Below are 14,951 nucleotides of genomic sequence, written 5' to 3' on the forward strand. Positions count from 1 at the left end.
TTTTCTTTCCTAGCTTGAAGAATATGGAACAAAAGAATCATCCACCTTTGTCCCATACCATAAATACTCAAACTAGCTGAAATAGAAGCAACTCCTTCAGATTGCTGTCTTTTTTTCCAAGATAATATTTAGCTATTTTTAGTAATTCTAGATTGAGTACATTTCTGTCTGAAGGCCTTATCTAATTCTGTGATCATCAAAATTAAAATACCTGAAACAATAGAAATTATCCAACCTATCAAAGATATATTTGTTGTATAAAAAGCCTTTTGCATAAGCGGAACATACGTTAATAACAGTTGCATCGCAATCATTAGTGTAATAATAAAGAACGCTTTCGGATTAGTAAAAAATGACTTTGAAAAGACTGATTGGTTAGTTCGAATATTGAATAAATAGAAAATTTTGCTAAATACTACAATATTGATCATCGTCGTACTAGCAACATCTTGACTAACTTTTTGAGAAAGTAGCCATTCATAGGAAACAAGACAAAATACGGCCATTAAAATTGAAACATACGCCATTTGCCAAATATCTTGTTTAGTTAATAAACTACTTCCTGATTTTCTTGGTCTGCGCTTCATAAGTCCTTGTTCAGCAGGTTCAAATATAAACACAAACTGAATCGTGATTGCAGAAACCATATTGATCCACAGCAGCTGAATTGACTGCAAAGGCATCTCCTTTTGCATCAGAATGGTGAACGCAATAATTAGTCCTTCTGCAAAAGATGTTGGCAATAGAAATAAGATACTTTTCTTAATGTTTTCGTAAATTCTTCTACCTTCACAAATTGCCAGAGACATTATTCCGAAGTTATCATCTGTTAAAATCATATCCGCCGAATCCTTTGCAACATCTGTTCCCTTCATTCCCATCGCTATGCCTATATCTGCCATTTTTAAAGCAGGTGCATCATTTACACCATCTCCAGTCATGGCTGTTACTTTTCCATTTTCTTGTAAGGCTTGTATTATTTCCAGCTTGTTTTTAGGAGTCGTCCTTGCAAATACTTGATTATCTAGAACTGCTCTTTTAAGCATATCAGGCCCCATATCATCTAACTCTGTTCCTGTCACAACATTGATTTCTGCGGCTAATCCTAATTGTTTGCCGATTGCTTTTGCAGTTAATGGGTGATCTCCTGTGATCATTTTGATCTCCACACCAGCTTCGTTCATTTCTTTTAATGCTGTAATGACCTCTTTTCTTGGCGGATCAATAATACCAGCAACACCAATTAAATTGATCCCCTCGCTCAGCAAGTCCTGTGTGATTTCCCGAATATCGTCAGGAACAATTTTATAGCCAACTGCAATGACTCGCTTCCCTGTGGTAGATAACATTTGAACTTGTTTGTCCCAGTATTCTTCTGGGAATGAAGGATCTTGTCTTTTTGCCATTTCAAATAGTTTATCTGGTGAGCCTTTGATGAATAATATAGTTGGTTGATTGTGATTTTTGACCAACTTCGCCATATAGCGATTGTCAGAATCAAAAGGCAGCAAATCAATTTCTTTATAATTAGGGATTCCCAAAAAACCAAACACTTTATGATACAGTGTCAAAAAAGAACCATCTGTTGGTTCACCACTAATTATCCATTGATTTTCTTCTTGGATTAAAACGGTATCATTTGCTTCATACCCTGATTCTAGAAAAAGTTTTAATTGCGAATCTATTTCAGCTGGGCTTCCGTTCTTTAGGATTTGTCCTGTCGGCTGATAGCCATCCCCTGTGACCTGATAGTTTTTGTCGAATAAGACGATATCCTTAATCGTCATTTCATTTTTTGTTAACGTTCCTGTTTTATCGGTTGCAATAACATCAACAGAACCCAGTGTTTCCACAGCTGGTAGTGTCTTGACTATTGTATTTTTTTTCTTAGCCATATCGCTAACACCCATTGCTAAAACAACCGATGTCGTCGCAGGTAATCCTTCTGGTATTGAGCCCACAATCATAGTAACAACGGCTAGAGATAATACGACTAACGAATATGTTTCTAAAAATAAGCTGACTATAAATAAGCCAATTGCAACGCCCATGATCACATAAGTGATTCCTTTTCCTAACCCCTCGATCTCTTTCATTAAGGGGGTTCTTCTTGTTTGAGTTGTACTCACCTCTGAAGAAATTTTACCAATTTCAGTTTGTGTTCCTGTGGCTACTACCAGCCCTTTCCCACTGCCGGAAGTAACAAGCGTTGAAGAAAACGCCATATTGATTTGTTCTGCTAAAGGTGTATTCTGTATTGCTAACCTGTCAGTTATCTTCTCTATAGAATCTGGTTCACCTGTTAAGGCAGACTCTTGCACGCGCAAGTTATCTGCTTCTATGATTCGTAAGTCAGCTGGAACATTATCTCCGGCTTCTAAGAACACGATATCTCCAACTACAATTTGTTCTGCTGGTATCTCTTTTCTCACACCCTCACGGTAAACTGTTGCTTCCGATGAAAGCATTTCCTTGATACGTTCTAATGCATCCGATGCGTTTGCCTCTTGATAATAACCAATCAAAGCATTGACAAATACAACAATTGAAATTATAACCGCATCAGATTTGTGTCCCATTACAAAGGTAAGCGATGCAGAAAAAATTAAAATATAAATTATCATATTGTTAAATTGGCGTAGTAATAACTGCCATTTTGAAACTTTTTTTACATTTATTTTATTGAGTCCAAACTCTTCTAAACGTTCTTTGGCTTGAGAATTATTTAATCCTTCATCGCTGTCTTTTATTCGATATTTTCTCATTATCTCTTCAATCGTTAACTGAAAGTCTTTTTGTGCATCCATGTCTCTACCATCCTTTTTTTTATTGTCTAACAAAAATAAGCCCCTTATGTTCTACTAGTCTATGCAGACTGTACAGTAGAAAATAACGTGCTAATAGATTTTATGCCATTCAATAAAAAACAAAATAGACAGACTGAGCTTTTCTGATCACCTTCCGCCGAATCACTACTCATAATGTAAACCACCTCCTTTTCCTTAAATTAAACGTATGATATCAAAACATTAGTGCGATTGTCAATAGTTTGATTTCTACCTTTTACAACTTAAACGCTTGTTTATGACCAGTTACTATGTAAATAAATAATCTCAAATTTACTTATCTAACTAAATATAAATAACTAAAATCAGTTAAAATAGGAGTAGACTAAAAAAGTATTTTTAAGAAATAAGATAAGATTTACAAGGAATGAATCTCGTTAGTTATATAAATCTATTTTTACTCGCTAAAGATAACTGTTTTAGTTTACTCCTAAATTCCCCAATTTTAGTTTGCTTGCAATTTTTATTAGACGTATACGTATCTTTTATTTAATCATGTAAAACAAGATCCATTGGCTGCGGTCCAGCCAACCCAATAAAAATAAAATCTTCATCCCCAGTGTTTTTCATCCCATGTTGTTCACCTGGTAAAGACACAATGAGGTCTCCTTTTGATATCTGAACTTCTTCTCCATGTCCTGGAAAAAAAGTTCCTGTTCCTTTTGTAACAAACCAAAGGTCATCTGACGTAGTATGTGAATGATTAACTACACTTTGACCTGGTTTTAAACACCACACTGCGCCAGCAGTCTTTTCAGTTTCATAAAATATAGTTTTCTTACCTTCACGATTACAAAAATTGCTTACTTCATCTAATTTAATTAATCGTTCATCCATTCTTGTTTTTGACATCCTACATCTAATCCTTTCTGTTTAAAATCAAATAAATAATTGTACTAGTCGAAATAATTGTTGTGCAGTTTCTCTGATTGCTTCAAGAGTATTATCTCGATCAAGTATTTCTCTTTCTGAGGCAATTTTCCTAATTGTTGGGAAAAAAGCATCAATTCCTTTACCATTACACTTTACTGCATCCTTGGACACGCCGCCTGACAATGCAATAACCGGCTTGTTGTATTTTTTGGCCAAGGTCGCAATTGCCACTGGTACTTTTCCCATCATAGATTGAGCATCCAACATTCCTTCTCCAGTTATAACTAAATCATGTTGTTCAATCTGATGTTCTAAATCAAGAATTCTTGCCACCTCAGCAAATCCAGAAACAATCTCGCTATCGAAGTACGACAACAATGTAAAACCTAGTCCACCAGCTGCGCCTGCTCCTTTTGTATGTTGATAGATCGTTTTCGTCAATTGATTTGTCAAATAAGCAAAGTTTTTAAGTATGCTATCAATTTCATTTTCACTTTCTTTTGTTACCCCTTTTTGCTTGCCAAAAATTAAAGTCGCTCCGTTATCTCCATATAATGGATTTTCAACATCACTTGCTATCCGTATAGAACAATCTGCTAATTCAGGCAAAACTAAGGAATCATCGATTTTACTCAAGTACTTCATATCTTTCATCAAATGACCAAGTGATCGCCCTTTAGCATCAAGAAAATCGTATCCTAAAGCACTTAAAAATCCGATACCACCATCATTCGTTGCACTACCGCCTAAACAAATAATAAACTTGCGATAACCCGCCTGGATGTTTCTTTTCATCAGTTGACCCAATCCGTATGAAGTAGCAGACCAAGGATCAAGTTCTTTTTTTTCAACTAACATAATCCCTGATGTTTCTGCAACTTCTAAAACGACAGTTTCATGGTCAACGCCATATTTTGCATTTACCTCTTGGCCTAACAAAGGTCCTTGTACTTTTTCAGAATAAATAAAGTCAGGCTCGTTGTAAAATAAAGCTTCGACGGTTCCTTCTCCCCCGTCTGCGATTGGAAATACATTTACTTCAATCGTCTCTTCCATGTTAAAAGATTCTTTGATCCCTTTTTTTGCAGCTTCCCCAACTTCGACTGACGTCGCGCTACCTTTAAACGAATCCATCGCTACTACTATTTTCAAACGATCACCTTCCATCATTTATTGCAAATTATCCATTTACTACATTCGTCGGCTGGCCATTGAGATAGGCACTTACATTTTCCACAGCGATATTCATTAAACGTAAGCGAGATTCTTTAGAGGCCCAAGCGATATGTGGCGTAATAATTATATTTTTGGCCTTCAACAAAGGATTATCCGCTTCAATCGGCTCTTTAGAAACAACGTCTAAAGCTGCTCCACCTACCTTACCTGACGCTAAAGCATCCGTCAGATCTTGTTCATTAATCAATTGTCCTCTGGAGTCGTTGATAATCAGTACACCTGTTTTCATTTTTGAAATATTTTCTTTATTAATGAATCCTTCATTTTCAGGCAGTAGTGGGCAATGCAGTGTTATAACATCTGATTCAGTAAAAATCGTTTCAAGATCCACTAAGGTTGCTTCGTCCGTTACACTTCCGTCTGCCTTTCCATTAGTTGCAATCACATTCATACCTAAGGCCTGAGCGATTTCTCCAACTTTTTGTCCAATTCTCCCATGGCCAATTATTCCTATGGTTTTTCCGGATAATTCTATCAATGGGTGATTCCAATAACACCAATCCTTAGAGTTTGACCAGTCCCCATTTTTTACACTATCTGAATGCGCGCCGATATGATGACATAATTCTAACAATAATGCAATCGTATATTGGGCAACTGCATTTGTACCATAGGTCGGAATATTGGTTACAATTACACCTTTGGCTTTGGCGGCAGTTACATCAACTACATTGTAACCCGTTGCTAAAACACCAATATATTTTAAGTGCGTCGCAGCTTGAATTACATTTTCCGAGATAGGGGTTTTATTCGTTAAGATAACTTCTGCATCACCGATTCGTTTAATAAGCTCTTCATCTGGAATAAGACTACGATCATAAACGGTCAAATTACCTAAGGCTTCTAACCCTTCCCAGGATAAGTCTCCTGGGTTTTCTGTATATCCATCAAGAACAACAATATTCATAATTTTTTTCCCTCTCTCTTTTTTAATCTTCTAATAAAGCCCATGCACGGTTGATTACTCGTTTGGTTTGTGCAACAATCACATCTGCATCTTCATTATCTCTAGGAGTCACTTCAAAAGATAAAATCATCGGTTCGTCTTTATTAAAGAGACCTTCTTCTTTACACACTTTGAAAAAGTCGGTTAATTCAGCTGTATCATTTGCACTATTTGGATAACCAAATCTTGGATGTTGGTCCCCATAAGCATCAAAACCTTCTTTAACGACAGCGTTTCCGATGTGTAAATGTGTAATATAAGGACGAGTAGTTTGAATCACAAATTTACTTGTTTCATAAGTTGTCGGGAAATGGGACAAATCAACAATCAGCCCAAAATTATTGCAACTTTTACGAACATCTGCCGCAAATTCTGCTGCTAAAGGTGCAGGCCCAATCAAAGATTTTTTATCCATATCAAAATCAAACACTTCTAACTCTACCATCATCTCTTTAGTAGCAGCATATTTACAGACGTTTATCGTGGTTTTTAATAGCTGATTATAGGCTTCTGATTTTGTCGCTTCCTCCCAGTGTCCAGATAAAAAGGCAATCCCTTTAGCACCTAAATATTCTGCTTCATCAACGGCTTCAAGCAACGTTTTTTCTGCTAAAATACGGTCATCTTCACTTATTGCATTTGGATTTAGCCCTGGCCCCAACAATCTAGGTTGAGCCCCATAGCCAACTCTTAGTCCAGATTGTTCCAACAATTGTTTCACTTCTAAACGAGTTTTATCATCTTTAATTTGAGTAATTTCAATTGCTCTGAAATCAGCATCTTTCGCTATTTGTAAAAGGGTTTCCTTTAAGTCATAATCTTTTGGTGGATAGCTCATCCATTGAATTAAACCTAAATCAAAATATGTTTCAATTTTTTCTTTCATTTCTATCTTCTCCTTTTGCTCCATTTTCTATTTTCTCAGCTTATTAATCTCCAAAGCTTTTGATTTGGTCGAGTGCGCCACCCATATCACAAAGTTGTTCAGGTTCACAAATAACATCGATTACATATGTTTTACCTGATTCAACCGCTCGCTTAAATGTACTTACTAATTCTTCAGGATCAAAAACTCGCTCTCCTATACAACCAAATCCTTCAGCAACTTTCACATAGTCGATCAACCCATCTTGGTTATAGGGCATATCAACACCGTATTCAAAACCATACGCTGAAATTTGATTTTGGCGAATCAAACCTAGATAAGCATTGTTCACAATAATCACGACAATTGGTTTTTTAGCGGCCGCAGCCACTGCAATTTCTTCACCCATAAAAGTAAAGCCGAAATCACCTAACACAGTGACAGATGTTGCGTTTGGATCTGCTACTTTCGCACCAAAAGCTGCTGGTACTTCAAAACCTAAAGTCCCTGCGCCACCAGATGGTAAATAACGTCTAGGACGATCAATATTTTGTAATTGTCCACTCCAAATTTGTGTGATACCACATCCAGCTGTAAACATCGTATTTGCATCAAAGAACTCATTAATTTCTCTAAATACTCTGTGAGGCTTGATTGGTTTATTATCAAAATCTGTTTTTCTAGCTAATTCTTTTCTCAACTCGGGAAGATCCTTGACGCCATCCCTGTTCACTTGTGCTATATTGCGAGATTCAATTGCTTCTAACAAGTCATTGATTGCTTCTTTTGCATCTGAGACGATGCCAAGATCAGGTGCAAACACTTTGCCTATTTGATTTTTTTCAATATCGATATGAATAAATTTCCGACCATTTCGATAAACATCTAAATTTCCCGTATGACGGTCAGTAAAACGATTTCCGATACCAATCACTAGATCAGAATCTAGAAAAATTTTATTACCAATTGGTTGCCCTACCTGGATTCCCGCATGTCCAGCATTTAACGGATGATCAATAGGAACACCACCTTTTGCCATGTAAGTTTGAATAATAGGGATTTGAAGCCTTTCCGCCAGTTTAATCAATTCTTTTTCAGCTTTTGCTAAGATCACGCCACCTCCCATGATAATTACAGGAGCTTTTGATTCATTGATCATATCAAGTACTTGATTGATTTGTGCTGGAGCTGCCTTAACCGTTTCCACTTTTTTAGGTTCATACTTATTGATATCAAAATCGATTTCTACTTGTTGAATATCAAGCGGCAAATCAAGTAATACAGGTCCAGGTTTTCCTGAACGCATAATATAAAATGCTTCTCTTAAAATATCAGGAATCTCATTAGCATCTAACGGGCAGTACACTTTCTTACATACTGTTGATGCAATACTAACCATATCAACACATTGGAAGGCATCTTGTTCCATTTGCCAGCTGTTAGCCTGTCCTGTAATTGCAAGAACTGGGATTGAATCAATATTTGCTGTATATAAACCTGTAACAAAGTTTGTTGCCCCTGGTCCAGAAGTACAAATTGCTAACGCAATTTCATGTGTTGCTCGATAATAACCATCTGCCGCGTGAACACAGGCTTCTTCATGACGCATACAATAATGTTCGATTGGCGCTCCTTCTAAATATTTATAAACGGGATTGATCCCCGCACCTGGAATACCAAAAGCATCTTTGATTCCTTCTTTAACCATAATTTGTACAATTGCTTCTGCAGCGTTCATATTTTTTCCTTCTTTCTACTCTTTTATTTTTCGTTCCACAATGTGGCATTGCGTTTCACTTAACAACATGTTACCATGACTTCATAGCATGGTCTTTGACTCTTTCAGACTAAAAACAATTCTGATTTTTGTACAAGATGAACAAATACAGGAGGTAACACATGAATGAAAAAAAAGTAAAATTAAATCAATCTGTGATAAAAACGTTTGCGATTATCGAATGTTTCACTAACGCTAAACAAGAAATGTCACTGGTTGAACTTGCTCAAACAGTTGAGCTTCCAAAATCAACAACATTGCGCTTTTTGTATACACTTATGACATTGGGCTATATTCAACAAAATCCGGAAAATCAACAATACTCATTATCTAAAAAATTTGAGATCATATCAGCAAACCTAATTTCATCTGAAAATTTGATTCAATTAACTCAACCTGTACTCTATCGTTTATCCTCTTTATTGGCAGAGGCTACTTGCTTATCTGTGCGCGCAGGAAATCAACTACAATATATTAACTCGATAGATAGCCAGGAAAGAATTTTAAGTATTACTCAAAAAATAGGAAAAAAAGCGCCTTTATATTGTACTGGTGCTGGAAAGTTATTTTTATCAACTTTTTCAAATGAAGAATTGACAAACTATTTAGAATCAGTTGAACTACAGGCTTTTACGGCAAATACGATTTCAGATAAACAACAACTGATAAAAGAAATCAAACAAGTAAAAAAACAACAATTTGCTGTTGACAATGAAGAATGCGAACTGGGAGTTTTTTGTATTGCATCACCTATTTTAAATTCTGCTAATCAAATCATTGCAGCAATCAGTGTATCAATCCCAACCATTAGAATAAGTAATGAAAAAGTCCAAACTGTCTTAAACTTATCAAAACAGGAAATAGCAACTATCAACTAAATAAATTCAAAATGATTCAGCTGTATTAAACTTACAAAAAAGGAGAAACTATTATGAAAAATCTTAGAGAAATTTTAAGCGTTCCCCGTTTTTCAGATTTAGTAGTTTTAAATAAACAGGCAAATTTAGATGTTCCTTTGCATACAGTCGAGATATCCGAAACACCTGATGTTGCAAATTACTTATCACCTCATTCTTTATTGTTAACAACAGGAATGGCTTATAAAGATGATCCAAATGAATTATGTACACTTATTGAACAATTGAATAAGCTCCCCAGTGCTGGGTTGGCAATCAAGTTAGGACGTTTTATTCCTCAAGTAAATAAAAAAGTTCTGGATTATGCCGATTCTCTCAACTTTCCAATCATTCAACTTCCAATGAATAGAACGTTAGGAGCTATTTCTCATAAATTGCTTAGTCACGTGTGGAGTGATCAGACCGAAGAGATGTTTTTCTCTCTTGAAATACAGCAAAAATTTGCTGAGTTGCTTTTTCGTGGAGCGTCAACTTCTACTTTGATCGATCAATTAAGTCATATGATCAAGCAACCTATTATGCTAATCGATTCATTTGGCGAAATTTCTGCAACTAGTCGACATCATTCTGTGACAAGTTTTTTAAGCCCTGCAACAGAAAATAAGCTTTTAGCTCGGGTAACTGATAATCAAAAAAATGCCAAGAAAGAATCTTTCTTGTTTGATACTAATGAATACGAACGTACTTTAGTCAGTGTAATTCCAATCAATTCTGACAGTTACATTCCTTATTTACTGATCCTTTTCAAAGTAGATCAGTTAAGTTATCCTTTTTCACAGTTTGCAATCGAACAGTCTCTGATTATTCTGGCTCTCTCTGTGCACAAAGAGCAAACAATCAAACATGAAAATCGCCTAGCAAAGCGTCATCTATTCCACCACTTGCTTCAGTCTGAAAAAAATGGACATTCACTAGATTTTGCTAAACTGCCGTCAATTGTTAATTCATTTGAATCAAATTATTTTCGAGTGGTGATTGCTTTAGTTCAAATACCTAAACATAAGATTTTCTATGAAAAAGAAATAGATCTATTTGTTTACGATTTTATGGAAAAATATCTCTCTGAAAAAAATGGCAGTATCTTGCTATTACCAACAGATGAAGATAATCGATATGCTTTGCTGTTCAGAAATAAAGAGAATTTACAAGTCATACTTGAGGACTTACATGATAAAGTATTGAATTTGCTAGACGTCAGTCTTTATTTTGGCGTCGGTGATCCAGTCAATCAATTGAATTTGTTTCATTTTTCATATAAAGAGGCAAAAAGTACACTTCAATCATCGCCTACACAGACAAACTTTATTTTTTATAATACTGCTCAAGGAATTAATCGCATTGCTGAAAATCTTTCAGAAGATGAAGTGAAACATTTCTGTCAATCTATACTCAAAAACCTTGCCTATCCAACCAACCAAACTAATTTGGACTTAAGAAAAACCCTTACTACCTATTTAGATTGCCAATGTAAAATCACAGAAACGGCTGAACAACTTTTTGTTCATCGAAATACAGTAAAATATCGCATAGAAAAATGTAATCAACTCTTCGGACAACCTGTCGATGATTCTATACTATCTCTTAAATTACGAGTTGCTCTATCTCTTTCAGAAAATGAAAGCGTCATCGAAACGAATGTGAAGGAATGAACTTTCATTAACCAGATTGGACTACTCAGTTTATAAAAAAATTTGGCTTACTCAAATCAAGTATGCCAAATTTTTTTTTGCTCCTGTTTCTGAATTGGACGATTGTTACTTGTCCAATTTTTTTCTTTTATCAATTTTAATATCGTACGACTAAAGAGAGAAGAAATCGTTGAAAAGACAATCCATTGAACATTACCTACACATGGCGGAGTCGTATATGAACCATAATAAGCATAATACTTTTCTGGCTGAGAGATAAAAACTTTTGGATTTAAACGTAGACTCTTTTTTCTTAAATCCCAATTTATTGTTGTACAACGTTCCTCAATCTGCAACAACTCTTCATTTCCTACTATTTTCTTGAATAAAACAGCAAGAACTAACGGTTCATTTTCTTTTGAATGGTGAACAAAATGAAACTCGATAGGATGAACAGCATTTTCCAAACTATGTTCACTTGGAATATGAAAGTGAATATCCTCTAGATAAAAATATTTACCGTCAAAATGCACTTTATTATTTTGGGATTTTGGAATAAAATGAAACGTATGCTTAGACCACTGTATTTGAAAATCATCACACTCGTACTCTATTTCTAAAGCATCTTGGTTTAATTTATTTGTGATTTTATTTCTAGACAAAGCAATTGGTGACTGCATATACTTGGTACAGGCTTGATGGTAGTCCTCGCACAAGTTTATCCATGATTCTGGCCCTTTGTTTAATGAATAATCCCACTCTATTTCTTTTTCCATAACGAAGTATCCTTTCTAAGGTTATAAAACGCTTACAAACCATATTTGAAGATAGTATAATCGATGGCGTTGTTGTTGTATTTGTCCAAATAGAGCAAAGAAATTTAGAAATATTAGCCAGAATGTACCATGAATTAAATTTCATTTCTTATTATGATATAAAAAAGCGTTTACATTTCCAGTTTTAATCAATACATGATCTACTACAACCGCTATAGGAGGAAAAAAATGAATAACAGCAGTGAAAAAATTGACACGCATTACTGGAAAAGAATTGTCGTATTACTATGTTTTGGTTGGGTCACTATTTGGGTTTATCGCGCATCCCTAACCCCTTTATTTTCAGAAATCCAAGGAACAGTCGGGCTTCATACCAATGCTCAAATGGGCTTGATCTCCAGTTGCTATTTTTTAGGAGCAACAAGTATGCAGATTCCAGCTGGGATGTTAGTCGATCGACTTGGAAAAAAAACGGTGATGATTCCCGGGTTTATTTTATTCGGTGTAGCAGCATTTATGATCACTCAAGCGCAATCTTTAACACTTATTTATTTTGCTAGTGTACTTGCTGGTTTGGGTTGTGGTTCGTACTATGGTGCAGCGTTCTCACTTTCATCTGAGAGCATTCCACAAAATAGAAAAGGTCTTTCCACGGCTATCATTAACAGTGGTTCTGCAGTTGGTATGGGAATTGGCATGATTCTCTCTAGCCTTTTAGTCAAGCAATTAAATTTTCCATGGCAATCAATGATGTTCCTTTGTTTCGGTCTTATTGTTACAATGATCATCGCTTTTACTTTTGGTATAAAAAGTAGTCCAGCCAAACAAAAAAACGAAGCCGTTGACACTGCAGATACAATAACAGAAGTACCTACTACTGGAGAAAAACCAACTGGACTTTTTTCAGCTAAAATGCTTGTTTCCTACTTGTTGTATTTCGGTACTTGCTACGGCTACTACATGGTTGTTACATGGCTACCTGCATTTTTACAAGATGAACGTGGTTTTAAAGGAGTTGCAATTGGATTTTCATCAGCTCTTGTAGCTTTTGCTGCTATTCCAGGAGCTTTGATTTTCAGTCGAATTTCTGATAAATGGCAATCTAAGAAAATAACAATCATCTTAGCACTGGAACTTGGCGCAGCAGCAATGTTACTTTTGACCGTAACTGCTAAGACTTCTTCGTTATTATTAGTCGCGTTGATTCTTTATGGTTTCTTAGGAAAACTAGCTGTCGAGCCGATTATTATTTCATTTATCAGTGATCAAGCGAACCCTTTAATTTTAGGTACTACACTTGGGGTTTCAAACTTTTTCGGTTTAAGCGCATCGATTTTTGCACCAACAATTACAGGAGTTATCTCTGATGCTTCTGGAACAAGAGAAATGGGTTTTTATATCTCGATCATTATTATGGTACTAGCTGCAGTCGCTTTTTTCATCGTGAACAAAGTACCTGAGAAAAATAGTGCCTATGAGCTAGATTAACTCGCAAAAGGATAGACTGGGAATAAAACGCCAGCAACAATAAAATCATTAACTAAAAAAAGAAACAGTTAGCAGAGTTTTTCCGCATACTGTTTCTTTTTTTACTAATGGTTATTGTTCTTCTTTCTCATCCCCATAAAAATTCACATTGCTATTTGTTCCTTTTTTTGAGAAATTTTCAATCAGTTCTTTGACGTCTAAACCTGTTGTTTCCTTCAATGTTTCTTGTGTACCCGCTAATAAATTCGTTGCATAGTTCGTAATCCGGTTCGCGCCAGCATTTTCTCCACCACCACCTGTATCAACGACAGAAATTTTGTCGATATTGCTAAGTGGTTGAGCCGCTTCTTTCATCAATTGCGGTAACATTTCCATTACCATGCTTAAGACCGCAGCTTCCCCGTATTCCTTAAAGGCATCCGCAATTTTTTGTTTTGCTTCCGCTTCGGCAGCACCACGAGCTAAAATAGATTCAGCTTCCGCTTGACCAGCCAAACGAGTTTGGTTCGCTTCAGCCTCTGCTAAAGATTCCACACGGAAACGTTCAGCTTCTGCTTCTGCTACTTCACGAGCTTTTTGAGCTAAGGCTTCTTGTTCTTTCGCATAACGATCTGCATCCGCCTTTTTCTTCACTTCTGAATCGTATTGTTTCTCACGACGAATGATTTCTTTTTCTTCCAACTCGATTTGTTTTTGACGCTCAATAACTTTAACTTCCATTTCTTGAGCAATAACATCTTGTTGTGCTTTGGCTGTTTCTAAGTTATACGCTTGGTCAGCTTTGGCCTTAGCAATATCTTGTTCTTCTTTGTATGTTGCTAATTTCAGTTCTTTTTCTTTTGATGCTTCAGCAATTTCAGTTTGTCTTTGTAATTCAGCTTGTTGAGATTCTTTTTCAGCTTCCGCTTTTTTAATACGTGTTTCTTTCCACGCTTCTGCTTCAGCGATATCTGCATCACGTTTTACTTGTGCGATTCTAGGCTTCCCTAAAGAATCTAGATAACCATTTTTATCACGAACTTCTTTGATCGTAAACGATACAATGATCAGACCCATTTTGGCCAAATCTACACTAGCAACTTCTTGTACGCTTTGGCTGAATTTATCACGGTTTTGATAGATTTCTTCTACCGTCATTGAGCCTAAAATCGAACGTAGGTGTCCTTCTAACACTTCCCGCGCTTCATTTTCTAGCTCTTCACGTGTTTTACCTAAAAATTGTTCCGCCGCAGTTGCGATTTCTTCAACTGAAGAGCCAATTTTGATGATCGATGTGCCATCACACATCACTGGAACTCCTTGTTCTGTATAAACTTCTGGCGTCGATACGTCCAACTTGCTTGATAACAAACTAATTCGGTTAGATCGTTGGAATACTGGCAGCACAAAGGCACCTCCACCTCGAACGATTTTTATCTTGTTGCCACGCTCATCGGCATGTACATTCTTGCTACCTAAATAACTCCCACTAATAATCAACGCTTCATCTGGTTTGGCTGTTTGATATTTCGAGATAAAAACAATCAACATCATCAATAAAATAAACACAACCAGAACAATTGGTCCTAAAATCCCTAATTCCATTTTCTTCTACCCCTT

11 protein-coding genes are annotated in these 14,951 nt (G+C 36.0%); 3 read left to right on the forward strand and 8 right to left on the reverse strand.

Annotated features, from left to right (window positions below):
- Nucleotides 1-128 precede the first annotated feature (128 nt).
- The 6 genes from AC4BB5_RS10995 to AC4BB5_RS11020 all read right to left on the reverse strand — a co-directional run bounded on the left by AC4BB5_RS10995 (nucleotide 129) and on the right by AC4BB5_RS11020 (nucleotide 8,504).
- Nucleotides 129-2,807: an HAD-IC family P-type ATPase gene (locus tag AC4BB5_RS10995; RefSeq protein ID WP_490456176.1), complete on the reverse strand. Its 2,679-nt coding sequence runs from the start codon at nucleotides 2,805-2,807 to the stop codon at nucleotides 129-131.
- Nucleotides 2,808-3,335: 528 nt separating this feature from the next.
- Nucleotides 3,336-3,698: a cupin domain-containing protein gene (locus AC4BB5_RS11000; RefSeq protein WP_490456177.1), complete on the reverse strand. Its 363-nt coding sequence runs from the start codon at nucleotides 3,696-3,698 to the stop codon at nucleotides 3,336-3,338.
- A 27-nt stretch (nucleotides 3,699-3,725) separates the two neighbouring features.
- A complete protein-coding gene (locus tag AC4BB5_RS11005) occupies nucleotides 3,726-4,871 on the reverse strand; it encodes a glycerate kinase family protein (protein WP_490456178.1) in 1,146 nt (381 codons plus the stop codon).
- 28 nt (nucleotides 4,872-4,899) lie between these two features.
- Nucleotides 4,900-5,862 carry a D-2-hydroxyacid dehydrogenase gene (locus AC4BB5_RS11010; RefSeq protein ID WP_490456179.1) on the reverse strand — a complete coding sequence of 321 codons (963 nt, stop codon included), beginning with the start codon at nucleotides 5,860-5,862 and terminating at the stop codon, nucleotides 4,900-4,902.
- Between the two features lie 22 nt (nucleotides 5,863-5,884).
- On the reverse strand, nucleotides 5,885-6,787 hold the full coding sequence (locus AC4BB5_RS11015; RefSeq protein ID WP_490456180.1) for a sugar phosphate isomerase/epimerase family protein: 903 nt from the start codon (nucleotides 6,785-6,787) through the stop codon (nucleotides 5,885-5,887).
- Nucleotides 6,788-6,830: 43 nt separating this feature from the next.
- Nucleotides 6,831-8,504 (reverse strand): thiamine pyrophosphate-dependent enzyme, encoded by a 1,674-nt coding sequence (locus AC4BB5_RS11020; protein ID WP_490456181.1) that lies wholly within the window; start codon nucleotides 8,502-8,504, stop codon nucleotides 6,831-6,833.
- A gap of 161 nt (nucleotides 8,505-8,665) precedes the next feature.
- On the opposite strand from AC4BB5_RS11020, the gene AC4BB5_RS11025 reads away from it, so the two are divergent.
- Entirely contained in the window at nucleotides 8,666-9,421 is a 756-nt protein-coding gene (locus AC4BB5_RS11025) for an IclR family transcriptional regulator (RefSeq protein ID WP_490456182.1), read from the forward strand.
- A gap of 53 nt (nucleotides 9,422-9,474) precedes the next feature.
- Complete coding sequence (locus tag AC4BB5_RS11030; RefSeq protein ID WP_490456183.1) at nucleotides 9,475-11,109, forward strand: PucR family transcriptional regulator; 1,635 nt, start codon at nucleotides 9,475-9,477, stop codon at nucleotides 11,107-11,109.
- Between the two features lie 56 nt (nucleotides 11,110-11,165).
- Here the strand turns inward: AC4BB5_RS11030 and AC4BB5_RS11035 are convergent, their stop codons facing one another.
- Nucleotides 11,166-11,864 (reverse strand): carbonic anhydrase family protein, encoded by a 699-nt coding sequence (locus AC4BB5_RS11035; RefSeq protein ID WP_490456184.1) that lies wholly within the window; start codon nucleotides 11,862-11,864, stop codon nucleotides 11,166-11,168.
- A gap of 228 nt (nucleotides 11,865-12,092) precedes the next feature.
- Here AC4BB5_RS11035 and AC4BB5_RS11040 point away from each other — a divergent pair, with 228 nt between their 5' ends.
- Nucleotides 12,093-13,352, forward strand: coding sequence for an MFS transporter (locus AC4BB5_RS11040; RefSeq protein ID WP_490456185.1), 1,260 nt, complete (start codon nucleotides 12,093-12,095; stop codon nucleotides 13,350-13,352).
- Nucleotides 13,353-13,463: 111 nt separating this feature from the next.
- Here the strand turns inward: AC4BB5_RS11040 and floT are convergent, their stop codons facing one another.
- Nucleotides 13,464-14,936, reverse strand: coding sequence for a flotillin lipid rafts scaffold protein FloT (floT, locus tag AC4BB5_RS11045; protein ID WP_490456186.1), 1,473 nt, complete (start codon nucleotides 14,934-14,936; stop codon nucleotides 13,464-13,466).
- Nucleotides 14,937-14,951: the final 15 nt, after the last annotated feature.

The sequence above is a fragment of the Enterococcus sp. AMC1252 genome, assembly GCF_058216515.1.